The organism is Gillisia sp. JM1, from assembly GCF_000424645.1.
GTDB lineage: Bacteria > Bacteroidota > Bacteroidia > Flavobacteriales > Flavobacteriaceae > Gillisia.
This window is the reverse complement of sequence record NZ_KE384218.1, coordinates 222,551-248,141: the sequence shown is the minus strand read 5'-3', so window position 1 is coordinate 248,141 and position 25,591 is coordinate 222,551. Positions and strand designations below refer to the sequence as shown.

At 37.2% G+C, this 25,591-nt stretch carries 24 protein-coding genes; 12 read left to right on the top strand and 12 right to left on the bottom strand.

Annotated elements, in window-relative coordinates; translation table 11 throughout:
• Positions 1 to 437 precede the first annotated feature (437 nt).
• From H033_RS0104445 to H033_RS0104390, 12 genes are all read right to left on the bottom strand, one after another.
• Positions 438 to 1,385, bottom strand: a complete 948-nt coding sequence (locus H033_RS0104445) for an NAD(P)-dependent oxidoreductase (RefSeq protein ID WP_026837208.1) — start codon at positions 1,383 to 1,385, stop codon at positions 438 to 440.
• 5 nt (positions 1,386 to 1,390) lie between these two features.
• Entirely contained in the window at positions 1,391 to 1,756 is a 366-nt protein-coding gene (locus H033_RS0104440) for a cupin domain-containing protein (RefSeq protein ID WP_026837207.1), read from the bottom strand.
• Positions 1,757 to 1,828: 72 nt separating this feature from the next.
• A complete protein-coding gene (gene mgtE / locus H033_RS0104435) occupies positions 1,829 to 3,181 on the bottom strand; it encodes a magnesium transporter (RefSeq protein ID WP_026837206.1) in 1,353 nt (450 codons plus the stop codon).
• Positions 3,171 to 4,043 (bottom strand): 16S rRNA (adenine(1518)-N(6)/adenine(1519)-N(6))-dimethyltransferase RsmA, encoded by an 873-nt coding sequence (gene rsmA / locus H033_RS0104430; protein WP_026837205.1) that lies wholly within the window; start codon positions 4,041 to 4,043, stop codon positions 3,171 to 3,173. The genes mgtE and rsmA overlap by 11 nt, the downstream gene beginning before the upstream one ends.
• A 41-nt stretch (positions 4,044 to 4,084) precedes the next feature.
• The gene (locus H033_RS0104425; RefSeq protein WP_026837204.1) at positions 4,085 to 4,393 is read right to left on the bottom strand and encodes a DUF4286 family protein; all 309 of its coding nucleotides are present in this window, start codon (positions 4,391 to 4,393) and stop codon (positions 4,085 to 4,087) included.
• Between the two features lie 325 nt (positions 4,394 to 4,718).
• The gene (locus tag H033_RS0104420) at positions 4,719 to 6,503 is read right to left on the bottom strand and encodes a tetratricopeptide repeat protein (protein ID WP_026837203.1); all 1,785 of its coding nucleotides are present in this window, start codon (positions 6,501 to 6,503) and stop codon (positions 4,719 to 4,721) included.
• Positions 6,504 to 6,819: 316 nt separating this feature from the next.
• Positions 6,820 to 8,091 carry a serine--tRNA ligase gene (serS, locus tag H033_RS0104415; protein ID WP_026837202.1) on the bottom strand — a complete coding sequence of 424 codons (1,272 nt, stop codon included), beginning with the start codon at positions 8,089 to 8,091 and terminating at the stop codon, positions 6,820 to 6,822.
• Positions 8,092 to 8,144: 53 nt separating this feature from the next.
• A complete protein-coding gene (locus H033_RS0104410; protein ID WP_026837201.1) occupies positions 8,145 to 9,464 on the bottom strand; it encodes an HTTM domain-containing protein in 1,320 nt (439 codons plus the stop codon).
• Positions 9,454 to 10,392, bottom strand: a complete 939-nt coding sequence (locus H033_RS0104405) for a bifunctional riboflavin kinase/FAD synthetase (protein ID WP_026837200.1) — start codon at positions 10,390 to 10,392, stop codon at positions 9,454 to 9,456. The genes H033_RS0104410 and H033_RS0104405 overlap by 11 nt, the downstream gene beginning before the upstream one ends.
• 8 nt (positions 10,393 to 10,400) lie before the next feature.
• Complete coding sequence (gene pth, locus H033_RS0104400) at positions 10,401 to 11,027, bottom strand: aminoacyl-tRNA hydrolase (protein ID WP_026837199.1); 627 nt, start codon at positions 11,025 to 11,027, stop codon at positions 10,401 to 10,403.
• A gap of 184 nt (positions 11,028 to 11,211) precedes the next feature.
• Complete coding sequence (locus H033_RS0104395) at positions 11,212 to 11,844, bottom strand: 50S ribosomal protein L25/general stress protein Ctc (protein ID WP_026837198.1); 633 nt, start codon at positions 11,842 to 11,844, stop codon at positions 11,212 to 11,214.
• A 111-nt stretch (positions 11,845 to 11,955) separates the two neighbouring features.
• Complete coding sequence (locus H033_RS0104390) at positions 11,956 to 12,897, bottom strand: ribose-phosphate pyrophosphokinase (RefSeq protein WP_026837197.1); 942 nt, start codon at positions 12,895 to 12,897, stop codon at positions 11,956 to 11,958.
• Positions 12,898 to 13,426: 529 nt separating this feature from the next.
• Here H033_RS0104390 and H033_RS0104385 point away from each other — a divergent pair.
• From H033_RS0104385 to H033_RS0104330, 12 genes are all read left to right on the top strand, one after another.
• Positions 13,427 to 14,227, top strand: coding sequence for a 2Fe-2S iron-sulfur cluster-binding protein (locus H033_RS0104385; RefSeq protein ID WP_026837196.1), 801 nt, complete (start codon positions 13,427 to 13,429; stop codon positions 14,225 to 14,227).
• Between the two features lie 64 nt (positions 14,228 to 14,291).
• A complete protein-coding gene (locus tag H033_RS0104380; RefSeq protein ID WP_026837195.1) occupies positions 14,292 to 15,278 on the top strand; it encodes an FAD binding domain-containing protein in 987 nt (328 codons plus the stop codon).
• A gap of 22 nt (positions 15,279 to 15,300) precedes the next feature.
• Positions 15,301 to 17,481 (top strand): xanthine dehydrogenase family protein molybdopterin-binding subunit, encoded by a 2,181-nt coding sequence (locus H033_RS0104375; protein ID WP_026837194.1) that lies wholly within the window; start codon positions 15,301 to 15,303, stop codon positions 17,479 to 17,481.
• A gap of 222 nt (positions 17,482 to 17,703) precedes the next feature.
• Positions 17,704 to 18,168: a (2Fe-2S)-binding protein gene (locus tag H033_RS0104370; protein ID WP_026837193.1), complete on the top strand. Its 465-nt coding sequence runs from the start codon at positions 17,704 to 17,706 to the stop codon at positions 18,166 to 18,168.
• Between the two features lie 27 nt (positions 18,169 to 18,195).
• A complete protein-coding gene (locus H033_RS0104365) occupies positions 18,196 to 20,463 on the top strand; it encodes a xanthine dehydrogenase family protein molybdopterin-binding subunit (RefSeq protein ID WP_026837192.1) in 2,268 nt (755 codons plus the stop codon).
• A 14-nt stretch (positions 20,464 to 20,477) separates the two neighbouring features.
• The gene (locus H033_RS0104360; protein ID WP_026837191.1) at positions 20,478 to 20,819 is read left to right on the top strand and encodes a winged helix-turn-helix domain-containing protein; all 342 of its coding nucleotides are present in this window, start codon (positions 20,478 to 20,480) and stop codon (positions 20,817 to 20,819) included.
• A gap of 182 nt (positions 20,820 to 21,001) precedes the next feature.
• A complete protein-coding gene (locus H033_RS0104355; RefSeq protein WP_026837190.1) occupies positions 21,002 to 22,156 on the top strand; it encodes a cysteine desulfurase family protein in 1,155 nt (384 codons plus the stop codon).
• The gene (locus tag H033_RS0104350) at positions 22,153 to 23,307 is read left to right on the top strand and encodes an XdhC family protein (RefSeq protein WP_026837189.1); all 1,155 of its coding nucleotides are present in this window, start codon (positions 22,153 to 22,155) and stop codon (positions 23,305 to 23,307) included. The genes H033_RS0104355 and H033_RS0104350 overlap by 4 nt, the downstream gene beginning before the upstream one ends.
• Complete coding sequence (locus H033_RS0104345) at positions 23,304 to 23,912, top strand: NTP transferase domain-containing protein (RefSeq protein ID WP_026837188.1); 609 nt, start codon at positions 23,304 to 23,306, stop codon at positions 23,910 to 23,912. The genes H033_RS0104350 and H033_RS0104345 overlap by 4 nt, the downstream gene beginning before the upstream one ends.
• The gene (locus tag H033_RS0104340; protein WP_026837187.1) at positions 23,909 to 24,145 is read left to right on the top strand and encodes a MoaD/ThiS family protein; all 237 of its coding nucleotides are present in this window, start codon (positions 23,909 to 23,911) and stop codon (positions 24,143 to 24,145) included. Before H033_RS0104345 ends, H033_RS0104340 begins: the two co-directional genes overlap by 4 nt.
• Complete coding sequence (locus tag H033_RS0104335) at positions 24,145 to 25,155, top strand: HesA/MoeB/ThiF family protein (protein ID WP_034886099.1); 1,011 nt, start codon at positions 24,145 to 24,147, stop codon at positions 25,153 to 25,155. The genes H033_RS0104340 and H033_RS0104335 overlap by 1 nt, the downstream gene beginning before the upstream one ends.
• On the top strand, positions 25,148 to 25,591 hold the full coding sequence (locus H033_RS0104330; protein ID WP_026837185.1) for a molybdenum cofactor biosynthesis protein MoaE: 444 nt from the start codon (positions 25,148 to 25,150) through the stop codon (positions 25,589 to 25,591). The genes H033_RS0104335 and H033_RS0104330 overlap by 8 nt, the downstream gene beginning before the upstream one ends.

The following is a 25,591-nucleotide window of genomic DNA, read 5'->3' as shown; positions in this document are numbered from 1 at the left end:
AATACGTCAATGGTAGCCTGTCGAAGGATCAATGGAGTTTAAATTGTTCCACATTTCGACAAGCTCAATGTGAAAAACTAAATATGACAAGTTCTTGAATGTCATCCTGAGCTTGTCGAAGGATCTCTAGTAAAATAATTTTGCATTAGAAGAGATTCCTCAATGCTTCGGAATGACATTTATTTAGATTATTTTGATGGAATGCTCAAAATAGTCGGTATCATCTTTAAAAGGACTCAATTGTGTAGAACAGTCTTTGCCTTCATTATCCTTCCACCAAAAAGTAGAGCCCAATTGGTCAGTATTTAATCCTAGATGATCACGATACCAATCTTTTACTGCTCTTGGATCTTTAGTTTTAGAGAATATACCGCCAATACTGTAACTCGTTTTTTCATTGTCTTTATATTCAGAATAAGTGCGCTTTTTAATTTTTGCTATACCCCTACTCCAAATTTATCTATGATCTTATAGGCAATGGTAGAGGCCAATTTTTTATGTGATTCCTCTGTCCAGCCTGCAATATGGGGACTTAACAACACATTTTCGAAAAACATAAGTTCCTTCAGGTCTTCAGGAATTTGATGATCCTGAAATAAATGCTCGAAGGAATCTTTTTCATATTCTAGAACATCTAAACCAGCTCCTAGAATTTTTCCTTCAATAAGTCCTAAAACGAGATCGGCCGTTACCACACTTTTTCCACGGGCAGTATTAATAAACCAAAAGGGTTTTTTAAACCTATTTATAAAATTGGTAGTTATCATCTTATTGGTTTCTGGTGTCCAAGGAGTGTGTAAGCTCAATACTTCAGCATTATCTTGAAGCTCTTCTAAACTTACTTGAGTAGCATTTTCATCTCCTACTCCCTTTAAAAGATCATAACAAAGCACTTTAACATCAAAACCCTTCAGTTTTTTAGCAAAGGCTTTACCCATATTCCCATATCCAATAATTCCTACTGTTTTTCCATCTAACTCTATTCCGCGGTTATCTTCTCTATGCCAATATCCTTGGTGCACTTCCCTATTTGCTTTGTTTAATTTATTTAGAAGTGATAACAGCATCCCTAAGGTATGTTCTCCTACTGCATTACTATTTCCTTCTGGTGCCGCAAAAAGCTCAATCCCTCTTTGCTTTGCATACTCCACATCTATACTTTCCAAACCCGCACCAACTCTCGCAATAAACTTTAAGTTGGGAGCTGAATCTATAAAATCCTTATCAATTTTAAATCTGCTTCTTATTATAATTCCGTCATACAGATGCTGATTAGCAAGTATTTCCTCTTTACAAACATCATAGGCTTCAATATTATGATAGCCTACTTTTTGTAATTCTTTAATCAATAAAGGGTTATTACTGTCGGCATGTAGAACAATCATGATTTCTAAATTTTAGGATATGTATTCACCGTTAACTCACTTTCAACATTACCAGTATGTTTTACAGATAATTTTTCGAAAAGCATCACATGAACTTCTTCATCTTTCTTAGTAAAAGGGCGATGCTCTACTCCTTTGGGAACTACAATTAATTCACCTTCTTTTATCTCTACCGTTTTATCTCTAAATTCTATAAACAAAGTACCTTTTACTATTTGAAATAATTCATCTTCTTCCTCATGGCTATGCCAGATAAATTCGCCTTTAAGCTTAGCAAGAAGAACTTGCATATCATCTACCACGGCAATTTGATGGGGATTCCAATTTTTACTGAATTTTTCAAATTTTGATTGAATATTAATACTTTCCATAGAAATAAATATACAGGTAAGGTGAAAAAGAAAACGTTCTGGTGGGAGGGGTTGAAAATTGCTTCTACTAAGTTAGAAACCTAAAATGAGTTTTGCAATACTAAAATATATTAATATTCCACAAATATCATTACTGGTTGTAATAAATGGACCCGTTGCCATTGCTGGATCTATTCCTTGTTTGTCTAAAATAATAGGAACGAATGTTCCTATTAGAGACGCAATTACTATTACGGAGATCAAGGAAATTCCAATTGTTAATCCAAAAGTAAGATCGAATCCTAACAAAAATATTCCTCCCACAATCAATAAAATTGCTAAAACCACGCCATTAAAAAGACTTAAAACGATCTCTTTTAAAAGCCTTTTAATTAAAGATCCCTTTAAGCTTTTATTTGCTAAACCTTGCAATACGATCGCTGAGGACTGTACTCCAACATTTCCTGCCATTGCAGCAATTAGCGGTACAAAAAAGAAAAGCGCTGCATGTTCTTGCATAGCACCATCGAATGTTCCTAGAACAGACACACTAATAAATCCTCCAAAAAGAGCTAAAATAAGCCATGGAAGTCGTGCTCTGGTAAGTAACCAGATACTATCATCTGCCTCTACATCTTCAGAAATACCCGCTGCCATCTGGTAATCTTTCTCCGCTTCATCTTTAACAAAATCCAAAATATCATCAATTGTAATTCGGCCAACTAGTCTTCCCATTTCATCAACCACAGGAATTGCTTCCAAATCGTATTTCTGCATGATCCTAGCTACTTCCTCTCCGGGCGTATGTACATTTACATAATCTACCTGCGGTATATATACATCGCTTATGTGCGCATTACTCGGCGCAGTTAGCAGATCTTTCAGAGATAACCTCCCTTTTAACTTATTCTTATCGTCCACCACATAAATGGAGTGAACTCTGGTAACATTCTCAGCCTGATTACGCATTTCGCTCATGCAACCCGTAACGTTCCAGTTTTCATTTACTTTAACCAATTCTTTCGCCATAAGACCACCGGCAGAATCTTCATCATATCGAAGTAATTCCACGATATTATCTGCATGCTCTTCATCTAAGATCTGGGCAATAACCTTTTGTTGTCGCTCTTCGGAAAGTTCAGAAATAATATCCGCGGCATCATCGGTATCCATTTCTTCCAGCTCCTCTGCAATTTCTTTTGGAGATAAACTGTCTAAAATACGCTCCCTAACCCCTTCTTCCAGCTCCATTAAAGCTTCAGAAGTTTTTTCGCTATCCAGTAATTTTACAATATAAGTAGCCTCCTCAATATCTATTTCCGAAAGAATCTCGGCGATATCTGCAGGGTGAACTTCTTCTAAATGCAATAGCAGTTCCGCATCGTTCTTTTGCTCGATGAGGTATTCAATCTTTTCAATTAATTCTTCGGTTAATTCAAATTGCATCCTGCTGAATTTTTTCTGTAAGTTCTATAAACTCTTGTACACTTAACTGCTCTGGTCGTTGTCCAAAGATAGCATCTTCCCTTAAATTATCAGACAAATCAAGGGTTTTTAGACTATTCCTTAAGGTTTTCCTTCGTTGCTGAAAAGCTGTTTTTACTACTCTGAATAATAATGCTTCGTCACATTGAAGCGTGAAATTTTCTTTTCGTTTTAATCGAATCACCCCACTTTCCACTTTAGGCGGAGGATTAAAAACTGTTGGTGGCACGGTAAACAAATATTCCACCTCAAAAAATGCCTGTGTCAAAACAGAAAGAATTCCATAGGTTTTATTGCCATGTGGTGCTGCAATTCGCATGGCCACTTCTTTTTGGAACATCCCCGAAAACTCCGGGATAAGCTCCCTATTCTCTAGGGTTTTAAAAACGATTTGAGTGGAAATATTATAAGGAAAATTACCAATGATCGCATAAGGTTCTTTCTCAAAGATCTCGGTGATATCGGCCTTTAGAAAATCCTTCTCAAGGATCTTACCTTCCAATTGGGGGTAATTTTCACCCAAATAAGCCACACTATCCCTATCTATTTCTATAACGTGAAGGTTTACGTCTTTTTTCAGCAAATACTTGGTGAGCACACCCATTCCCGGACCTATTTCCAGCACATTCTTATATCCCTCATACCCTAAAGTATCAGCAATTTTACTTGCTATTCCCTCATCGGTAAGAAAGTGTTGCCCTAAGTGTTTTTTTGCTCTAACAACGTCACCATCTGCATTAAAAGCAGCCTTCCCGGGAGCATATTTACTTTGCTTAAATTTATTATCCTTTGAATTGAAAGGATTCTTCTTCTTCTTTTTCATGCAGGGGTTTTTTACTGCTAACTATAATTTGAAAGTACAGCTTATTGCTCACTTACAATTTCCATCTCGGTTCTAAATGCTACAAATTTGCCTTCAAAAGGTTTAGATTTTGCTCTTAATGAAGGAGCATCCTCTTGAAGATATTTTTGTAACATCTCTTTATTCTCAGTGGTATATTGAACAGAATAGGTGATCCCGCCCATTTCTTCATTTACCATCACTCTACTCATCAATGCTTTTTTAAACTTTCCTGTATTCAACATCTCAGGAATATGCTCGGTTTTCATCCAGTTGAGCCATTCTTCATGGATCTCTTCCTGAACGTTTATAGTTACGTTATATATGTACATTTTATAAAATTTATAATTACAATTAGTATTGTCCGGTTAGAGACAAAAGATCGCTGCGCTGAAAGAAACAAGACTTGAAACTTGAAATTAACTTATTCATTAACAGTAAAAAATTAATCTTCGACAAGCTACCATTGACGTATTTTCAAAGTTTCTCCGAATAAGAGACCCTGAAACTCCCGAAGAATCGGGACAGGGTGACGATACTGGTTTTAACTTCTGTCATGCTGAACTCGTTTCAGCATCTTTCATACGTCAATTTACTCCGCTAGATAATTTTTTTAGCATGGATCTCAGGGAGATAAAATAATATTCTTTTCTTTTATTACTCCAATTCATCGCCCCTTAAGAAACGATATTTTTTACGAGCATCTACAAAATAGATACTATCTGGAAAATTAAATATGATCTGTTCGTAATATTGTTTCGCTTTTTCAGCATTCTCTAACTGATCATCATATAATTCTGCCAACAAAAAAGTAGCGTTATCTGCCAAAATATCTTTCCCGTAAAACTCCAAGATCTTCAGATAATTTTCTTCAGCCTTTTGCCAGTTTTCAGAAAGTTTAAACAATTCTGCTTGTTTTAGCAAAGCTTCATCTTCAATTTTTTCGCCTTTATGATTCTGCAAAATATCATCTAACACGGCAATAGCTGTCTCGGTTTTATTCTGAAAAGCTAATAAATCGGCCTTTGCATATAACTTTAGAGCAGTTTGGGTGGAATCTTCCAAGCTGTTTTCTTTAATTAAAAGACTCAACTCCATAGCATCATTTGCTATTAATTGTGTGGTAGAAGCTTTTAATACATTTAACTGTGTAAGTGCCCATTCGAAATCTCCTTTAAAATAACTGGTTTTAGCTACTTTGAACCGAGCATTTTGAGCAATTTCATTATTCTTCACTAAAGTCTGAATCTGGGAATAATAGATTAGCGCCTGATTGAATTTTTGATCCAAAACCAAAATATCTGCTAATGTCATCTTAATGGCAGCTTGTTGAAAATTATTTAATGGACTCTCAGAAAGCGTATTCAATAATTGTTTAGCTTCTTCAATTTCAGTCATTTTAAAGGCTAGGAAATTGGCATAATCTATTTGAATAGCCATCGTTTCCAATCCAGTTCCAAACTCGGAAAGCACCTTTTCAAAATCTTTTTTAATAACTGTAAAATCTGAAGCTTTTGCAGTGCTCAACTTCATATCCAGTAATAACTGATTCGCTTGAATAAGTATGTTTGGCGAGGTAGTTTCAGCAATAATAAATGAAACTATTTCCTTTGCTGTTTCAATATCACCTTCAGACTTAGCCAATACCGTAAGTTGAATAATACGTTGTAGATCTTTATCGCTTCTTCTAAAAATTGCTTTTTCCTGAAGAAAAGCTTTGTCAAAATCTTTCTGCTGAATAAAAAGCCAAGACAATAATTCGCTATAAGTAAGCTCCTGAGTTTTTTGAATCTTTTGAAGCAACTGTTTTCTAAGAGCGATATTTGCCAAATTGGAAGCATCTTCCAAAATATAGCGATCAAATTCCCGCATGAGATTAATAGCCATCTCAGGCTGCTTAGTAATTAGCTCTAAATAGGCGGCAAACATCTCGTCCAATTTTCCTTGCTCGCCATAAATTCTGGCAAGTGGCAGGTCAAAATTCATTTCAGGGTTTAGCTGCATTCCCAAAACATAGGCTTGCTCTGCATAATCCAATAAACTATATTTTTCGAAATTACGGGCGATCGAATAAGCGTAATTCGCTTTTTCATTTAATGCACTCAGAGCTTCTGAATAGTGTTTTTTAGCTAATTCTTGTTTATTTTGAAGCTCATAATTATGACCTAATTCAATTAAAATACTTGGATTGTTATTGGTGTTTTTGAGCCGCTCTTGCAATAAACTTTCTGCCATTTCAAAATCCTCTAACTGCTGATAAGAGGTAACTAAGCCCATAAAATAATTAGAATTCCCGGGAGCTTCTTTTACCAGGTTTTGATACACACTAAGCGCTTTGGCATACTCCCCTTGATCCAGATATTTTTGCGCCAATTGATCTGACTGGCAAAAACCGCTCTGAATACCTATAATGAATAAGGCTATATAAAGAAAACACCGCATTTTGTAAAGATAACAAAATGCGGTGTTTGGAAATAACTATATAAGATTAAAAGCAAGCACTGCTTGCCTTTTTAAAAATTAATTGTTAATTTATATAACGCCTGAATTACAAAGGAACCCGCTTGTCATTCTGAAAGAAACGCAGTGGATTGAAGAATCTCAAAGGAGCAAGACGTAGGATAGAAGTTTGCAAGAGATTCCTCCTAACGTCGGAATGACAAAAGGTTAAACTTGTCATCCTGACGAAGGAAGGATTTCAAAGAGTTACAATCTTCACTTTTGAGAGATTCCTCCTTCGTCGGAATGACAAAGTAAACTAATCGATCATTTTAAATCCTGTATACTTCACCAATACTTCCGGTACTTTAATCCCTTCCGGAGTTTGATAATTTTCAAGGATTCCGGCCAGTACTCTTGGTAACGCCAAAGCACTTCCATTTAAAGTATGCACCAGTTCCTTTTTACCGTCTTTATCCTTGTACCTTAACTTCAATCTATTTGCTTGAAAAGTCTCGAAGTTAGAAACAGAACTTATTTCTAACCAACGATCCTGAGCAGTAGAAAACACCTCAAAGTCGTAAGTAACTGCAGCTGTAAATCCAAGATCTCCACCACACAGTCTTAAAATTCTGTATGGCAACTTTAAATCTTGCAATAGATCTTTAATATGATCTACCATTCCATCTAATGCCGCATAAGAATTCTCAGGCTTTTCGATGCGTACAATTTCCACTTTATCAAATTGATGCAGTCTATTCAAACCTCGAACATGTGCTCCATAAGACCCAGCTTCCCTTCTAAAACAAGGAGTGTGGCCAGTACAAGAAATAGGTAAATCTGCTTCAGTAAGCATTCTATCTCTAAAAAGATTGGTCATTGGCACTTCTGCGGTAGGAATTAAATAAAGATCATCTTCAGTAACATGATACATCTGCCCTTCTTTATCTGGTAATTGTCCAGTTCCAAATCCTGAAGTTTCATTTACCAATAATGGTAATTGAAATTCTGTATAACCAGCATCTACAGCTTTATCTAGAAAATATGTGATCAAGGCTCGCTGTAGCCTTGCACCTTTACCTTTATAAACAGGAAATCCGGCACCAGTAATTTTATTACCTAACTCAAAATCTATAATATCATATTTCTTCGCCAATTCCCAGTGAGGCAAAGAACCTTCCGCCAATACAGGAATATCTCCTTCATTAAAGATCTCTTCATTATCAGCTTCGGTAGTACCCGCAGGAACCAGATCGTTGGGAATGTTGGGAACTGTATAAAGAAGGTGCTCTAATTTCTCAACTGTTTCACTAAAGATATCTGAAAGCTCTTTAGACTTATCTTTTAATTGAGAAGTTTTCTCTTTTAAAATATTCGCTTTTTGCTGCTCCCCAGATTTAAACAACATTCCAATTTCCTTGGAAAGCTGATTGGATTCGGCCAAAGTTTCATCTAATTGCGTTTGTGTGGAGCGGCGGGATTCATCTAATGTTAAGATCTCTTCAAAGACATCTTCAGCATTAAAATTTCTCTTTTTAAGGGCTTGAATATATCCCTCTTTATGCGCTCTAATATTGCTAACTTGTAACATAAGGCCAACTAATTTTTAATAAGCAGCAAATGTAACAAAAGCAAGTAAAAATATCAGTCTAATTTAGAAGGTAAAATCCAGTCGTGGTGCTTAAAGTGATGCCACTTCTCATTTGCAAGATCCACCTTAGGATCTATGAATTGTTGATAGGGTCTTCCGTTAACACTTACTTTAGAGTCCACAAATATCTGCACGTCTTGACCTTTCTTAGCATACTCACGTTTTAAACGCTGTGAAAATTGCCAGATCATGTCTGGCTTAGAGCTTATAGCTCCTAATTGTTTGTTGGATAAAAATTTCGCTTTATCTATATACTCGACTTTTTTAGTGTCTTTATCTACCACCCTAAAAGCACTTCTCCCACTTTTACTGCGCAACATCATTCTCCAGGAAAGACGGTGCCCCTCCTCTGTCCATAAAACATCATCTTCATAAAACCAATGTCTTAATGGCAATCCCAATTGAAAAATAAACCAAATAGAGATCACTGCTAAAAACGCATTTCTATACTTCGGAAGAATGATTTTCTTCTCATCATAATATTTCTTTTTCCCTCTTAGAAACCATTTGTTTATTTTTTCTGAAGGGAAAAAGAACAAGGTAAATGCGAGTGAGAGATATGGAAAGATCCCAATATGAAAAATGAAGCTATTAAATAAGTGGAAGAAAATGGCTGCAATAAATACTGGAACTCTGGTTTTTCTATAAAGTAATAAGGGAATTATTAAAAGATCGAATAAAAACCCAAACCAAGAAATACTCATATGTGCCCATCCCTGCTGAAGCAAATCTCCCACCAGCCAATAATCTGCTTTAGATTTCATCAAGATCCTCGGAAACTCACCATTAAACCAATCTGGATATAGTTTTGCCACTGATGCGTAGGTGTAAACGATCCACATTTGAAATACAATAAAAAGCCAAACCCACCGAGGCATTGAAATTTCCCGAAGCGATGCATTTCTCCATGCATCTATAGAAGCATTTTTATGTGCCGGCAAAAAGAACATGATACCGCACAAGAGCATCAATAAATAATAATGATTGTTATAAGAGGATTTTTGCATCAGGTAAACCGATGCCCACATGATGGTATAACAAAATATACTGAATCTATATTTGTAACCTACCATAACCAATAAGCCGAACAGGCCCATTACTCCATAGTAGTATAGCATCCCATTTCCGGGAAGCGGTTGTAAAAATTCGAAACCAATAAAATTGAAAGTTTCCTGCGGCTCTATGAGGGTACGCTTTATCCAACCTGTAGCTATACTCCCAAAAGCTTCCAATGCTATTAACAGCCCAAAAAACACGCGAAAAACTACCAATGCAGAATTATCTATCCGGGTAAAAAGGAACCTATTCAGCATAGTTGTCTTTGATAAACTGCGAACTAAAAGCTTCATCTTGTTTCATCGCTCTTTTTAAAGAGTCTATAGAATCGAAACTCTTCTCGTCTCGAATTCTGGTAAGCAACTCGATCTCTAACTTTTGTCCGTAAAGATCCTTATCCAACATAAAGAAATAGGTCTCTATAGTTTGCTCGGTGCCACCCACGGTAGGATTAGTTCCTATATTCATCATTCCAAAATAAGGAATTTCATCTATTACTGCACGTGCTATATAAACCCCATTTTTCGGAATCAATTTGTAATTTTCTTCAATATTTAAATTAGCCGTTGGGTATCCAAAATTTTTTCCCAGTCCTTTTCCTTTTACCACAGTTCCTGTTAGCATAAAGGGTTGCTGAAGGTAGCGATTCGCTTTTTCTACCTTTCCTTCCATCAGTGCTTTTCTGATCTTTGTAGAACTTACTGCGACATCTTCTATCTCTTGTTTACCAATTTCCTCTACCTCAAAATTATATTCCTTCCCAAATTCCTTTAAGGTATTGATATCTGCAGTTCTATTTCTTCCAAATCTATGATCGTAACCAATTATTATTTTTTTTGCCTTTAATTTTTGCACCAGAATATCACGTACAAATTCCCGAGCTGAAAGTCTCGAAAATTGATGTGTAAAAGGATGAATTATTAGATGATCTATCCCGGAATTGGCAAGGATTTTTTTGCGCTCCTCTATGGTGTTTATCAGTTTAATATCACTCTCTTTTTGTAACACCATCCTTGGGTGAGGAAAAAAAGTGAGTATCGCCGATTCCATATTGCTGATCTTCGCTGTATTTACCAGCTTTTCTATAATCTTTTGATGGCCAGCATGCACCCCATCGAAAGTGCCAATGGTTATTACCGTTGGACATTCACTTTTAAAAGTATATGCTCCTAGATGTTCTTTCAAGTGACTTTTTATTTACCGTTAAAAGTATTCATTGTGATATTTATTCCTGCCGTTGCGAAGGATTTTATAAGTTCAGCAGCTTTTTCTAAGCGTTCGGGAAGATTTTTCTCTTCTTCTAAAGACCAATCTGCCAACACATAATCTACCTGACGCCCTTTAGAAAATTCATCACTTATCCCAAACCTAAACCTGTTATAAGTTGATGTATTAAGCTGAAGTTGAATATCTTTTAATCCATTATGCCCGCCATCACTTCCTTTGGTCTTAACCCGAATAGCTCCAAAATTGAGATTGAGATCATCTGTTACTACAAGCAAATTTTCCAAAGGGATTTTTTCCTTGGTAAGCCAATAGTTTACCGCTTTCCCACTAAGATTCATATAAGTGCTAGGTTTTAATAGAATAAAAGTTCTTCCCTTAAATCTGAAGCTTGCAATATCTCCAAGCTTATCGGTTGCAAAGGAAACCCCTTCTTTTTCGGCTAAGTAATCTACCACTTTAAAACCAATATTATGTCTGGTATTGTGGTACTTGGGACCTATATTTCCAAGCCCAGCAATCAAAAATTTCTTCATAGGGTCTACTTGTTCCTCTGATGGTTTTTTGCTAAATATTCTTCCGAAGAATGCCAACATGGAATTTGTTTTGGTAAATATAAAATTAATAATATTCTTAGCCTTACCAATTTTAGATGACACTTTTAATAGCATCAGAAATAATATAACGCGTATAGTGAACTATTTATAAATGAAAAAGCATTCCGAATCCCGAACAAATCGGAATAGGAATGCTTTTAAATTTTATGCTCTATATGTAAGATTACTCTTTTACAGCAGCATCATCTACCTGAGTAGATTCTACCTCATCTGCAGCAACTTCATCTTCTTCTTCAAGATCTTCAGTAACGTTACGTGAAGCCTTAACTTGACATATCACAGTATTATCTGGATGTTGAATTATAAAATTATCACTTGCTAAAGCAGTTACATACAATTTGTTTCCAATCTTAAGTGGGGTGACATTGGCTTCAACAAAATCTGGAAGATTTCCTGGAAGACCTTTAACTTTTAAACGACGTAAGTTGTAACGTAAAACTCCACCATTTTTAACCCCACGTGGCACACCTTTAGTGTGCACAGGAATTTGCATAGTGATTTCCTTGTCGTCAAATATTTGATAGAAATCCATGTGTAGGATAGCATCGGTTACTGGGTGAAATTGGATGTCCTGAAGAACAGCGTCAATTTTCTCTCCACCTTCCAAAGTAATTATCACTGTATGCACATCTGCTGTGTATACAAGGGGTTTGAAGGCAGTTTCATCTGCTGAAAAATGTAATGGTTCGCCTCCTCCGTATACTACGCAAGGTACCTGTCCAGCATTACGTAAGGCTTTAGTTTCTTTCTTGCCTACGCTTTCTCTTTTAGATCCGTTGATCGTGATTGATTTCATTATAAAAAATTTTAGTGTGCAAAGGTGCGACTTTTTTCGGTAGTATAAAATACTGAAATGGAAATAATTAAACGTCTTTTGCTTTATTAAGTGTTTTAGCTAAAAATAAGATTACATTATAAATTTAGAGCTGATAGATTTATTGTTGTGTACGCGAGACATAACATCAGCAAAAAGATCAGCACAGCTTACTACTCTAATTTTATCGCATTTTTGTTTTAAAGGGATAGAATCGGTTACAATTAACTCCAATAGTTGCGAGTTTTCAATTCTCTTATATGCATCTCCGGAAAGCACCGGATGAGTACAAATAGCTCTTACACTAATAGCGCCTTTTGCCATCATTACATCTGCTGCTTTGGTAAGTGTCCCGGCAGTATCTACCATATCATCTACCAAAACCACATTCTTACCAGTAACGTCGCCAATAAGTTCCATGTGAGATATTACATTGGCTTTAGCGCGTTGCTTATAACAAATTACCACATCACTTTCCATAGCTTTAGAATAGGCATAAGCTCTCTTGGAACCACCCATATCTGGAGAAGCTATAGTTAGATTATCTAATTTCAAACTCCTTAAATAAGGCAAGAAAACTGTAGAAGCAAATAAATGATCTACTGGTTTTTCAAAGAACCCCTGAATTTGATCTGCGTGAAGATCCATTGTTATAATTCTGGTAGCTCCGGCAGTCTCTAGGATACTCGCTACCATTTTTGCAGCAATAGGAACTCTAGGCTTATCTTTTCTGTCCTGTCTAGCCCATCCAAAATAAGGCATCACAGCTGTAATATGTCTTGCTGAAGCCCTTTTTGCTGCATCCAACATCAATAACATTTCCATAAGGTGATCTGCTCCAGGATGTGTTGAGCCAATAATGAATACACGAGAACCCCTAACAGATTCTTCGAAAGAAGGCTGAAACTCACCATCGCTATAGGTACTGGTTATAACTTTTCCCAGTGGTGCTCCGTAGGCTGCAGCTATTTTTTCTGCAAGTTCTCTACTTTGGGTGCAATTAAAAATTTTTGCTTCGGGAATTAAATTTGGCATTTCGTGGTATGTTTTTAAGTTGAAAACTGTGGTTTTTGTTGTGTGCCCCAAATTTAGAAATTTATTCCCTGCCATTGCTTAAGGAAAGCTTAGAATGTTCTTAATTTTTAAAAATTCTAAATACCTAGGCATGAAGCCTGTAAAGTTTTTAGATCAGAAGAATTAATTAAAAGCGTTGAATAATAAAAACACTTTTATATTAAATTTCAGAAAATACTGGAGAGAAAATCAGAATTGAAATTAAGGTTTCAATTTTAGTAAAGATTATATGAGCAACTACTTTTGAAGCAGGTTAAAACATATTTAAAATTTCTGCTTAATTTATGTACCAACAAGCTTCTTCTTTCAATATTTACACCTGAGGATTAATGCACTATTCTTAAAAATAATTCCGAATCATTTATTTTTTTATCGTTAGACACTTCTTAAATTTTATAAATTAAGAAATGTTTTAACATATAGATAACTTTTCAAAAGTTAAATTTCTTTACTTTTAAAAATACTGAATATCCTCCCTAAAACATTGTTTATGAAAGATATAGATAAGTGGAATGAAGCTGCAGATCCAGATAATTTGAGTGATGACGAGAATATGATTCTCGATGCTATGGGACTTAATGGAAGTTCAAGAAGAAAATTCTTAAAACAAGTTTCCGCAGCAAGCTTGAGTATTTATGCTTCTTCTTTTTTTACTTCAGAATTATTTGCCAGCACTATGAAAGATTTGCCAGAGAAAACAACAGCACTTTTAAATGAGGTTAAAGTGAATCTCAGGGTGAATGATATGGTAAAGCCATTAACACTAGACTCCCGAACTTCCTTGCTAGATGCACTTAGAGAAAGACTTGGACTAACCGGCACCAAAAAAGGCTGTGATCATGGACAATGTGGCGCCTGCACTGTAATTATAGAGGGAAAACGCAATCTTTCTTGCCTTACTCTTGCAGCCACCTGTGAAGGAAAGGAAATCACAACGGTGGAAGGATTAGCGAAAAATGGCGAAATGCATCCAATGCAACAGGCATTCCTAAAACATGATGGCTTCCAATGTGGATACTGTACTCCCGGACAAATATGTTCTTCTGTAGCACTATTAGAAGAAGCCAAAAATGGAGAAGCTAGCTATGTAACAGAAGATCTCAAGAAAATTCAATCTGGTTTGATACTTTCAGAAGAAGAAATTAGAGAAAGAATGTCTGGAAATATTTGTCGATGCGGTGCTTACAATAATATTGTACAGGCCTTTAAAGAAGTCCATACCGGAAATGATGAAATGCCAACTTGGGAATTTGCTACACAGGAACAAATGGATAAGGCTAAGAATTCCTAAACAGGTAAGATTATCTTTAAAACCAATGAATTTGAACATTTCAAGACTTTAAAATTAATCAACCATGAGACCATTCACATATACCAGTGCAGAAAATAAAGAACAGGCGCTTCAAGCTTTCACAGCAACTTCGCATTATCTCGGGGGTGGGACAAATCTGGTGGATTTGATGAAGGAAAATGTGGAGCGGCCAGATCAACTTATCGATGTTAATAATCTCGATTATAAAAAAATAACTTCTAATGAAAATGGCGGATTAACACTTGGCGCAATGCTTAGTAATTCTGAAACTGCCAATAACAAGCAAGTAAGAACCAATTACCCCTTACTATCCATGGCTATGTTGTCTGCTGCCACAGCACAAATAAGGAATATGGCTAGCAACGGAGGAAATTTGTTGCAGCGCACACGTTGTCCTTATTTCTTTGAAGTTTCTATGCCATGTAATAAGCGAGAACCAGGTTCCGGATGCGGAGCGCTGAACGGAATGAATGCATTACATGCTATTTTTGGATATAGTGATAGCTGTATTGCAACAAATCCATCAGATATGTGTGTGGCTCTTGCGGCCATTGGAGCAACTGTTGAAGTTCAAAAACCTGACGGGACCTCCAGAATGATAGAATTCACAGATCTTCATCGTTTGCCGGGAGATCAGCCTGAAAAAGATACTACTCTTATACCAGGTGAATTGATCACGGCGATTCATTTACCAAAACCAGAATTTTCAGATCATTATTACTACTTAAAGATTCGCGAACGTTCCAGTTATGCTTTTGCATTGCTATCGGTTGCTGCCGGATTACAAGTAGAAAGCGGAGTGATCAACAAGGTTGGACTTGCCATGGGCGGTGTTGCTCATATCCCATGGAAGCTTACAAAAGCTGAAGAATTCCTTGTAGGGAAGAAACCAAATCAATCTAATTTTGAAGCGGCTGCAGCACTGGAGATGAAGGATGCTAAACCATTTGAAGCGAATAAATGGAAAGTAGATATGGGTAAAAACGCAATTGTAAGAGCGCTTACCCAAGCATATGAAAGAGAAGTATAAGCCAATCTCAAAAAATAAAATTATGACGAAGTCAATAAATACATCCGGAGTTGGAAATGCTATAAATAGAGTGGAAGGTCATCTAAAGGTGATGGGAAAGGCTAAATATGCATCTGAATTTCCAGTAGAAAATAAAGTTTATGGACAAGGAATCAACTCTACAATTGCTAAGGGAGAGATTGTTTCCATAGATACTTCTGAAGCCGAAAAGCTTGAAGGGGTGTTAAAAGTGATTACTTATAAGAATGCAGAAAAGCTTAAGACCTTAGAAGGAGTACGGCCGGCAATTGCAACAGATAGTATTGCTCCGGTTTTACAAAGTAATAAAGTACATTATTATGGAGAATATGTTGGTCTTGTGGTGGCAGAAACATTCGAACAAGCACAATATGCTGCTAGCTTAGTAAAGTTTGAATATAAAAAAGATCCCACTGCTGTTATCGACTTTGAGAAGTCGAAATCCAAAGCCTATACTCCAGATAATGGTTCAAATTATTCAAGAGGAAATATGGAACAAGGGCTTTCTGAAGCTGATACGGTAGTGGAGCAGACCTATAATACACCAATTGAACATCACCATCCAATGGAACTTCACGCTGCAATAGCTAGTTGGGATAATGGAAAGGTAATGGTTTATGCAAGTCAGCAAATAGTTGAAGATGCTAAAATAGCTATCTCAGGTACATTCCAGATTCCAAAGAAAGATGTGCGTGTAATATCTGCTTTTGTAGGTGGTGGATTTGGCTCAAAACTAAACCTAGATCGTCATGTGATTTTGGCGGTAATGGCATCTAAAATGGTTGCAAGACCCGTGCAGGTTACTGTAACGAGAACCCAAATGTTTACCAATACGAACATGCGTCAACAGAATGAGCAAAAATTGCGTCTAGGTGCTAAAAAGGATGGTACGCTCACAGCGCTTTCTCATGAAACGCTTTCTCATACTTCTACTACCCAGGAATATCAGGAACCTTGCGGGATGCTTTCCAAGATGTTGTACAATGTGGCCAACAATGAGGTAACCTATAAGTTGATCCCGATGAATATGCAAACTCCGTTTGCCATGAGAGCACCAGGAGAAGCGACGGGAAGCTTTGCATTAGAATCTGCTATGGATGAAATGGCTTGGAAGTTAAAAATGGATCCTCTAGAATTCCGAATAAAAAACGATATTCAAACAGATCTTCATGAAGAAAAACCATTTTCTTCTAGGTTGTTGGTGGAATGTTTGAGAATTGGCGCTGAAAAATTTGGCTGGAAAGACCGAAAACCAGAACCACGTACTAATAAAAAAGGTAACTGGCTTATAGGTTACGGTGTAAGTTCCGCATCCAGAAATTCTCCATACCTGAAAACGCATTCGAAAGTAATTCTGGAATTGGACGAAGATAAAGTTTTTGCTACTATTCAAATGGATGCAACCGACATAGGTACTGGTAGTTATACCATTATAGCACAAACCGCTTCAGAATATTTAAAGATCCCGGTAGAACAAGTAAATGTTGAGTTAGGTGATTCCGATTTTCCCATAACACCCGGCTCCGGAGGTTCTTGGGGAGCAGCTTCTTTTTGTAATGGAACCCGTGCTGCTTGTGAAAATGCTATAAAAACACTTAAGAATAATAGAAATATAGCAGAAGATGAAGAAGTTGCTGTTTCTGAACTTCTAAAAAAGAATCAACTTACCAAATTCGAAGCTGAGGGAATGGCTGAACCATCTGCGGAATTCGGAAAATACTCAGTATTCTCTTTTGGAGCTAACTTTTCTGAAGTTTGGGTTGATAAGGATACGGGAATGTACCGAATTAAGAGAATGGTGAATGTAGCTTCTGCAGGAAAAATATTAAATCCGAAGACTGCTTACGGGCAGATTATAGGTGGGTTAACAATGGGTGTAGGCATGGTGATGGCTGAACAGACTAGGGTAGAACCTAATTTTGGAAATTTTATCACCCGTTCTTTTGCAGATTATCACGTACCAGTAAATCTGGATTTGGCTAATATAGATGTGGTATTTCTTCCAGAAGAAGATAAGATCGCCAATAAAATGGGTATTAAAGGAATAGGCGAACTTGGAATAACCAGTGTTGCTGCTTCCATATCCAATGCCATATTTAATGCAACAGGAAAACGAATGCGAAGCCTACCTATAACTCCAGAAAAGCTGATTGAGGCTGGTCTTGAAGAAGGTGTTACAGCTTAAAAATAACTGAAAGAGATTGTCTGTAAAGATATAAAAGCGTCATTCTGGATTTATTTCAGAATCTTAACAATCTGATTTTCAAACAAAGTTAGAACCTGAAACAAGTTCAGGTTGACGAAAAGAATCTTTTCAGATAGCCTCTTTTCATTTAATAAATAATAAGTATTCTAAGGTTAGGATTATTAGCAATTAATTTCTTAATTTTTAAAAAAATTTAAGATCATGGCAGAATTCAGTATTACCATCAACGGCAAGAACCTTTCGGTAGATGTAGATCCTACTACTCCCCTACTTTGGGTTTTAAGAGACCATTTAAAATTGGTTGGAACTAAATACGGTTGTGGTATAGCCCAATGTGGTGCGTGTACTGTACATTTTAACGGAACTGCCGTGAGATCTTGCCAGCTTCCTATTTCTGCTGCTGCAGACAATAAGATCACAACAATAGAAGGACTTTCAGAAAATGGAGATCATCCTGTTCAAAAAGCGTGGTTGGAGCATGATGTGCCACAATGTGGTTATTGCCAGGCAGGGCAGATCATGTCTGCTTCAGCTTTATTAAAACGTAATCCAAACCCAAGCGATAAAGATATTGAAAATGCCATGAGCGGAAATATTTGCCGTTGTGGTACATACACCAGAATTAAAGCAGCCATTAAAACAGCTTCAGATTCTCAAATAGCCTAATTATCAGTTTAATTCAAAAACATAAAAATGACTAAAGTAAAAACATCATTAGGCAGAAGATCCTTTATTAAAAGTGTTTCTTTAGCTGGAGGCGGACTGATAATAGGATTTAATTGGCTAGCGTGTAAAGGACCTACGGAAGAAGGAAGTGAAGAACTGGCGATGCAAATGCCAGATGAATGGTTTGAACTAAATGGATATCTAAAAATTGGAGATAATGGAATTGTAACTATTTATTCTCCAAACCCAGAAATTGGTCAGAATGTAAAAACTTCAATGCCAATGATCGTTGCTGAGGAGCTGGATGTAGACTGGAATAATGTAGTGGTAGAACAGGCTCCTCTTAATACTGAAGTTTTCACCCGACAGCTTGCAGGTGGAAGTCAGTCTATACGTCAAGGCTGGCAATCATTAAGAACAGCCGGAGCAACAGCAAGACAGATGTTGCTAACTGCTGCAGCGAATCAATGGGAAGTTCCTTTTTCTGAACTTTCTGTTGAGAATGGAGTTATAAAACATGAAGGTAGCGATAAAACCATCGGATATGGTGAGATCGCCAAAGCCGCAGTGAATGTAGAAATTCCCGAAGAAGTGGAATTAAAAAATATCGATAACTTTAAAATTATAGGAACATCTCGAAAGAATGTAGATGCAAAGAAAATAGTTACAGGTCAACCCCTGTTCGGAATAGACACTTTTAAAGACGGAATGCTGATCGCAATGATCGTGCAACCTCCAGCCTTCGGTATGGAATTCAAAACTATGGATGCAGAGAAAGCGAAAGGAATGCCAGGCATCAAAGATGTTTTTACCATAGACACCTATCCTGAAGATATGGAGAAAGAATGGAGCGATGTCGCAGCGTTTTCCAAACTTGTTGTAGTAGTTGGCGAAAGTACATGGCAGGTTATGCAAGCTAAGAAAGAAGTAAAGGTGGAATGGGATTTAAGCCCGGAACTCACTAAACAAATTGAGATCCTGGAGAAATCTGCAGGAATGGATGGTGTCAGCGGATTGGAAAGCACTTCGATACATGCTTCCCTTATGGCAGATGTAGGTTCTAAAAAATCTGAAATTGTTAGACGAGATGGGAATCCTGAAAAGGCATTTAAAAATGCAGCTCGGGTGATAGAACGTTCTTATACCTGCCCGTTTCTTGCTCACAACTGTATGGAGCCAATGAACTTTTTTGCAGATGTTAGCGGAGATAAAGCAGAATTATTGGGACCAATCCAAACACCAGAATATGCTGAAAAAAGTGTAAATAAACGTTTAGGATTTGACCTTGAAAATATAGATATTCAAATGACCCGAATGGGTGGTGGCTTTGGTCGTAGACTTTACGGTCATTTCCTTGTGGAAGCTGCTGTGATATCCCAAAAAATGGGAACACCTATTAAACTTGTTTATAGCCGAGAGGATGATATGACCAACGGGGTGTACCGTCCGGCTTACCATGTAACTTATCGCGCGGCTCTTGATGCCAATAATAAACTGACCGCTTTTCATGTAAACGCAGGGGGAATCCCTGAAAGTCCGCTTTTTGCGAATCGTTTTCCGGGAGGAGCTATAGATAACTATTTAGCTGAAAGTTGGAGTATGGAGTCGAATATTTCAACTGGAGCATTTAGAGCTCCGCGATCTAATTTTATAGCTGGCGCAGAACAGTCTTTCTTAGATGAATTATCCGAAGAAATGGGTCAAGACCCTATTCAATTTCGTTTAGATATGTTGGAGCGTGCAGGAAAGGATCCTGTGGGTGAAGAAAATGATTATGATGCAGCTCGTTATGCTGGGGTTTTAAAGCTAGCTAGAGATAAATCTGGTTGGAATAATGGCAACTCTAGCTTAAACCGAGGAGTTTCCGCTTATTATTGTCACAATTCTTATGTGGCGCAGATTTTAGACCTATCGGTAGTAAATAATCAGCCATTGGTAGATAAAGTGACCTGTGCTCTAGACTGCGGAATTGTGGTAAACCCAGATGCTGCTAAAAATATGGTTGAAGGTGGAACCATCGACGGAATTGGCCATGCGCTATATAGCGAGATGACCTTTAAAGATGGAGTTCCACAACAAAGTAATTTTGATACTTACAGACTTATAAGACATAAAGAAGCACCGAAAACTATAGATGTTCATTTTATAGAGAATGGAATAGATCCTACAGGTTTGGGAGAACCGCCATTTCCGCCAATTCAGGGAGCTTTAGCAAACGCTCTTTATAAAGCAACCGGAAAGCGATTTTATGATCAGCCATTTATTTCCCATATGCAGGATGATCTAAAGACCTAGAAGATTTCACTTGAATGAAGCAATTAAAGATCAAGTGCTGGATAGAAGAGGATGGAGAAAAGTTTTATGGACCGGGACCTCATGAACTCCTTAAACAGATTCAAAAGGAAGGTTCTCTTTCCAAAGCCGTAGAGCAAATGCACATGTCGTACAAAAAAGCTTGGGCAATGGTTCAAAGACTGAATCAATTTTCTGAGGAGGCTTTGGTAATTTTGAAAAAAGGAGGCCAACATGGTGGAGGAGCTGAAGTAAGTCTTTATGGATTAGGAATAATGAAAGAATATGATGATCTTCAATTGAAAGTACGGCAACTGATAGCTCAAGAGGAAAAATTACTGAAGGTCTTAAAAAAATAATCAATAATCTCGGGGCAAGCGCACGAGATATGTCTAGATGGTTCGGGAGAAAAATACTTTTAAAATTCGATGCAACCCGATGGCTCGGAACTAGGAACCTGCCCAGCCGGTCAGGCGGGTTAAACCCTCAATGAGGGATTAAATTTATTAATCGATATGTTTTTAAATACATAACGCTTTTTATGAACACTAAAAAGAAGATATATCTGGATTATAATGCTACTACTCCTGTTGATAAAAGAGTGGTAGAAGAGATGTTGCCTTACTTTACTGAAATGTTCGGTAATGCTAGTAGCGATCATTTTTTTGGATGGGATGCCGAGGAAGGTGTTAAATTCGCAAGGGAACAGGTTTCCAATCTGGTATATTGTAAACCTACAGAGATCACTTTTACTTCTGGAGCTACCGAAGCTGCAAATCTTGCTCTTTTTGGCTTTTGTAAAAAGAATAGCTCGAAGGGGAAGCATATTATAACCTGTAAAACAGAACATAATGCTATTTTAGATACCATGCAGGCTTTAGAAAATGAAGGTTTTCAGATCACTTATCTTGATGTGGATGCTGAAGGAAATATCGACCTTAAAGAATTAGAGAATGACATTACTGCGAAAACTATCTTGGTTTGTTTGATGCTAGCTAATAATGAAACCGGACTTATACATCCAATGAAGCAGATTGAAAAAATTGTTCATTCTAAGGGTGTTAAGTTGATGAGTGATATTACTCAGGCCGTTGGTAAAATTCCTGTAGATCTGAAAGAACTGAATTTAGATCTTGCCATTTTCTCTTCTCATAAACTCTACGGGCCTAAAGGCGTAGGTGCTTTATATATCAATAAAAAGAATAAAGTAGAGGTTGATCAAAGCGTTTTTGGTGGAGGTCAGGAAAAAGGAATACGTCCGGGAACTCTGAACGTAACCGGAATTGTGGGTTTTGGAAAAGCTGCGGAAATCGTTTTTTCGGAAATGAAAGAGGAATCAATCAGATTATCAGAATTGAGAGATAAGCTCGAAGCGCTTTTGGAAGAAATTGAAGATATAGCAATAAACTCAAAGAATAGCGATCGACTTCCAAATACAACGAACGTCTCTTTTGAAAATATTGATGGCAATCAATTATTAAGAAAACTGAATAATCTTGCTGTTTCCCGTGGTTCGGCTTGTACTTCAAATTTGATAAATCCATCACACGTATTAAAAGCCATGGGATTAAGTGATGAGCTAGCACTATCTTCTATAAGAATTAGTTTAGGTAGAAATACTACGCTGGCTGATATCAAATTTGCTGCGGAAGAAATAAAGAATACAGTTCACCAACTAAAAAAAGCGATGGTATGAGAGAGTTAGAATTCATCATATCGCAATACGAAAATTTAAGTTCTCAGGAAATTGGTTGTGTGATTGCGACGGTGGTTCATGTGGAAGGTTCTGCCTATAGACGTGCCGGAGCGAGAATGCTGGTAGATGAATTCGGAAATATAACTGGAGCCATCAGTGGTGGTTGCCTGGAAGGCGATGCGCTTAGAAAAGCTTTACACGCCTTGCATCAGCAGAAAAATAAACTGATCACGTATGACACCAGTGATGACGATGACGCGGTAATCGGCGCTCAGTTAGGCTGCAATGGGATTATTCAAGTGTTGTTTGAACCACTGGATTATGAGGATAGCTTAAATCCATGCGAAATGCTTAAATCTGTTGTTGCTCAGAAAAATTCTTTAGCGATCGCAGTGCAGTTCAACTTAGATAGATCTAAAGAGCAAGCGGGAACAATTATGTTGATCGATGAAAATTTGAAATATAACGGGAAGCAACCAGAAAACGAAGTATTAGATCTGATTCTGGAACAGGCTCAATTAACTCTTCAAAATAGGAGATCTCATTTCGCCGAATTTTCAATTGACGGAGAAACACAGCATTTATTCATTCAGAATTATCAGCCGCCAATAAAATTGATCATTGTTGGAGCCGGGAATGATGCTCAGATCTTAGCACAACAGGCTGAACTACTTGGTTGGGAAGTCATCGTCACTGATGGCAGACCAACGCATGCGAATAAGCAACGTTTTACCAGTTCTTGTCAGGTGATCGTAACAAAACCTGAACAAACGCTGGAAAACATAGAGATAGATCAACATAGTTGCTTTGTGCTGATGAGTCATAATTATAATTATGATCTAGCGGTGTTGAAACTGTTGCTGACTGAAGACCAAATTCCATATATCGGAATTTTGGGTCCGATGAAGAAATATCAACGAATGCAAAACGACTTGAATACTGATGGGTTTTATATATCTGAAGAATTTGAAAAAAGAATACATGCTCCAATAGGTTTGGAAATTGGCGCGGAAACACCTGCAGAAATAGGACTTTCAATTTTAGCTGAAATCCAATCTTTATTGACGCAAACCAGTGCAAGACCATTAAGAGAGAAGTCGGAACCTATACATGAGAAAAAGAATAATCAATTTAAAGAAATAAAGGTTTGATACAGAATGCTAAAATAGGAGTTGTGATTCTAGCGGCAGGTTCTTCTAGCCGACTTGGATATGCCAAACAACTAGTGGAATTCAAAGGCAAATCTTTATTGCAACATGCGATAGATGTTTCAGAAGTGATGGGTTTTGACAGCAAAGTTTTAGTGTTAGGAGCTAGGAAAGATAAGATAGAAAGTGAACTGGATCTAAAGGAATTTGAGGTCGTAATGAATGGGGATTGGGAAGAAGGAATGTCTACCAGTATAAAGAAAGGCGTATTGCGGTCTCAGGAATTAGAAAATGAGTTGGACCATATATTGATCTTGCTATCAGATCAACCCTTTGTAAGTAAAGAAAGAATTGAGGAATTGATACAGGTTCAATTGGACAATAACAGTCAAGCTACCTATTCAGAATACGCGGGAGATATTGGAGTTCCTGCAATTTTTTCCGCAGAAGTTTTTTATGATTTGAAAGAATTGAAAGGAGATCAGGGAGCGAAAAAACTCATTCATGATCAGAATCTAGATTTCGAGATCGTGAAATTTGAAATGGGAAATTTTGATGTGGATACTGCGGAAGATGTAGAGTTATTAAAACAGATGGAAGAAGAATGAAAGTGACCTTAAAATATTTTGGAGTGATCGCTGAATCAGCCGGGAAAAGCGAAGAAGTTTTAGAACTACAGCAGGGATTATCTGTTAGAGATCTAAAGAATCAGCAGATCAAAAAATATCAGATTCAGGATGCGGAATCGGTACAAATTGCCGTGAATCAGAATTTAAATAGCGAAGTAGAATTAAAAGAAGGCGATGAGGTGGCATTTTTACCACCATTTGCAGGAGGGTGATGAGATACGACAGACAAATAAAATTAGATGAAGTTGGAGTTTCCGGACAGGAAAAACTCCGCAGTGCCAGTGTACTCATAGTTGGCGTGGGCGGACTTGGATGTCCTGCAGCCCAATATCTCGCAGGTGCTGGTGTAGGAACGATTGGGTTGATTGATCACGATAAAATTTCCATTACTAATCTCCACAGACAGGTTTTGTATGATGAAAATGATATTGGAAATTCAAAAGCATTAGTTGCTAAGGAAAAGCTACAGCGATTGAATAGTGAAATCGAACTTGTTGCGATTGAAGAGGCCTTAACAATTGAAAATGCGGAAAAGCTTTTTAGTCAGTATGATCTTATACTTGATGGAACCGATAATTTCGAAACGAAGTATTTGATCAACGATGCCTGCATTTTAACAGGGAAACCATGGGTATATGCATCGATCTATAAAAATGAAGCACAGCTTTCGGTTTTTAATTATAAAAATGGGCCTAGTTACAGATGTCTTTTTCCGAAAACGACTAGGCAAAATGTAAGTTGTGAAGCAACCGGAGTTTTAGGAGTTGTTCCGGGAATTTTCGGAATGCTTCAGGCGATGGAAGCGCTCAAGATAATTTTAGGTATTGGTGAAGTTCTTTCAGGAAAACTGAAGCTATCGAATCTGCTTTCAGGTTCAGAACAAATTCTGAATATTCAGAAAAAGCAGGAAGAGATCGATAAGATCAAGAAAAATGGAATTATTCCGGTGAAAATTGAATGCAAGATAAGTGATGAATCCAGGCTATATTTAGATATTCGTGAGATTTTTGAACAGCCCAGAATTAATTCAGAAAAGGTCATTCAAATTCCACTGAGCGATCTTGATGAACGTATATGGGAAATTCCGAAGGAGGAAGAAATATTAGTCTTTTGCCAGTCGGGTAAACGAAGCAAAAAAGTTGTGGATCTGTTGAAAGCTGAATACGGCTTCCAGAATCTTAGAAATGTTGAAGGAGGAATAGAAACAATAATTAATGGATAAGAAGAAACCAAAGAAAGTATTCGTACAGGGCGCCATTCCGCCGGAAAAGATAGCCGATTCTATAGCGAATCATCAGTCTAAGACCAATATTGGTGCACACAGCATCTTTCTGGGACAAATTCGTGCCGATGAAATTGACGGTAAAACGGTAAGCGCAATTGATTATTCGGCTTACGAAGAAATGGCAGAAAGTGTTTTCAACGAGATCAGGGAAGCGGCATTTTCGAAATTCGATATTACCTGTGCTCATATTTATCATAGTCTGGGCCCGGTGAAAACAGGAGAACTATGCCTATTTGTATTTACGTCTTCGGCACACCGAAAGATTGCGATAGAAGCTTGTAATTATTTTGTAGAAGAGATCAAGGCCAATGTGCCCATTTTTGGAAAAGAGATTTTCGAAGATGAAACCCACCAATGGAAAGTGAATACATAG

What these genes read in the sequence shown, in the direction of transcription:
- pth (WP_026837199.1), bottom strand. Translation starts at nt 11,027, where the DNA reads ATGTTGGCATTCTTCGGAAGAATATTTAGCAAAAAACCATCAGAGGAA.
- H033_RS0104375 (WP_026837194.1), top strand. Translation starts at nt 15,301, where the DNA reads ATGACGAAGTCAATAAATACATCCGGAGTTGGAAATGCTATAAATAGA.
- H033_RS0104355 (WP_026837190.1), top strand. Translation starts at nt 21,002, where the DNA reads ATGAACACTAAAAAGAAGATATATCTGGATTATAATGCTACTACTCCT.
- H033_RS0104410 (WP_026837201.1), bottom strand. Translation starts at nt 9,464, where the DNA reads ATGCTGAATAGGTTCCTTTTTACCCGGATAGATAATTCTGCATTGGTA.
- H033_RS0104380 (WP_026837195.1), top strand. Translation starts at nt 14,292, where the DNA reads ATGAGACCATTCACATATACCAGTGCAGAAAATAAAGAACAGGCGCTT.
- mgtE (WP_026837206.1), bottom strand. Translation starts at nt 3,181, where the DNA reads ATGCAATTTGAATTAACCGAAGAATTAATTGAAAAGATTGAATACCTC.
- H033_RS0104390 (WP_026837197.1), bottom strand. Translation starts at nt 12,897, where the DNA reads ATGCCAAATTTAATTCCCGAAGCAAAAATTTTTAATTGCACCCAAAGT.
- H033_RS0104330 (WP_026837185.1), top strand. Translation starts at nt 25,148, where the DNA reads ATGGATAAGAAGAAACCAAAGAAAGTATTCGTACAGGGCGCCATTCCG.
- H033_RS0104420 (WP_026837203.1), bottom strand. Translation starts at nt 6,503, where the DNA reads ATGCGGTGTTTTCTTTATATAGCCTTATTCATTATAGGTATTCAGAGC.
- rsmA (WP_026837205.1), bottom strand. Translation starts at nt 4,043, where the DNA reads ATGAAAAAGAAGAAGAAGAATCCTTTCAATTCAAAGGATAATAAATTT.
- H033_RS0104425 (WP_026837204.1), bottom strand. Translation starts at nt 4,393, where the DNA reads ATGTACATATATAACGTAACTATAAACGTTCAGGAAGAGATCCATGAA.
- H033_RS0104395 (WP_026837198.1), bottom strand. Translation starts at nt 11,844, where the DNA reads ATGAAATCAATCACGATCAACGGATCTAAAAGAGAAAGCGTAGGCAAG.
- H033_RS0104440 (WP_026837207.1), bottom strand. Translation starts at nt 1,756, where the DNA reads ATGGAAAGTATTAATATTCAATCAAAATTTGAAAAATTCAGTAAAAAT.
- H033_RS0104350 (WP_026837189.1), top strand. Translation starts at nt 22,153, where the DNA reads ATGAGAGAGTTAGAATTCATCATATCGCAATACGAAAATTTAAGTTCT.
- H033_RS0104340 (WP_026837187.1), top strand. Translation starts at nt 23,909, where the DNA reads ATGAAAGTGACCTTAAAATATTTTGGAGTGATCGCTGAATCAGCCGGG.
- H033_RS0104370 (WP_026837193.1), top strand. Translation starts at nt 17,704, where the DNA reads ATGGCAGAATTCAGTATTACCATCAACGGCAAGAACCTTTCGGTAGAT.
- H033_RS0104360 (WP_026837191.1), top strand. Translation starts at nt 20,478, where the DNA reads ATGAAGCAATTAAAGATCAAGTGCTGGATAGAAGAGGATGGAGAAAAG.
- H033_RS0104385 (WP_026837196.1), top strand. Translation starts at nt 13,427, where the DNA reads ATGAAAGATATAGATAAGTGGAATGAAGCTGCAGATCCAGATAATTTG.
- H033_RS0104445 (WP_026837208.1), bottom strand. Translation starts at nt 1,385, where the DNA reads ATGATTGTTCTACATGCCGACAGTAATAACCCTTTATTGATTAAAGAA.
- H033_RS0104335 (WP_034886099.1), top strand. Translation starts at nt 24,145, where the DNA reads ATGAGATACGACAGACAAATAAAATTAGATGAAGTTGGAGTTTCCGGA.
- serS (WP_026837202.1), bottom strand. Translation starts at nt 8,091, where the DNA reads ATGTTACAAGTTAGCAATATTAGAGCGCATAAAGAGGGATATATTCAA.
- H033_RS0104365 (WP_026837192.1), top strand. Translation starts at nt 18,196, where the DNA reads ATGACTAAAGTAAAAACATCATTAGGCAGAAGATCCTTTATTAAAAGT.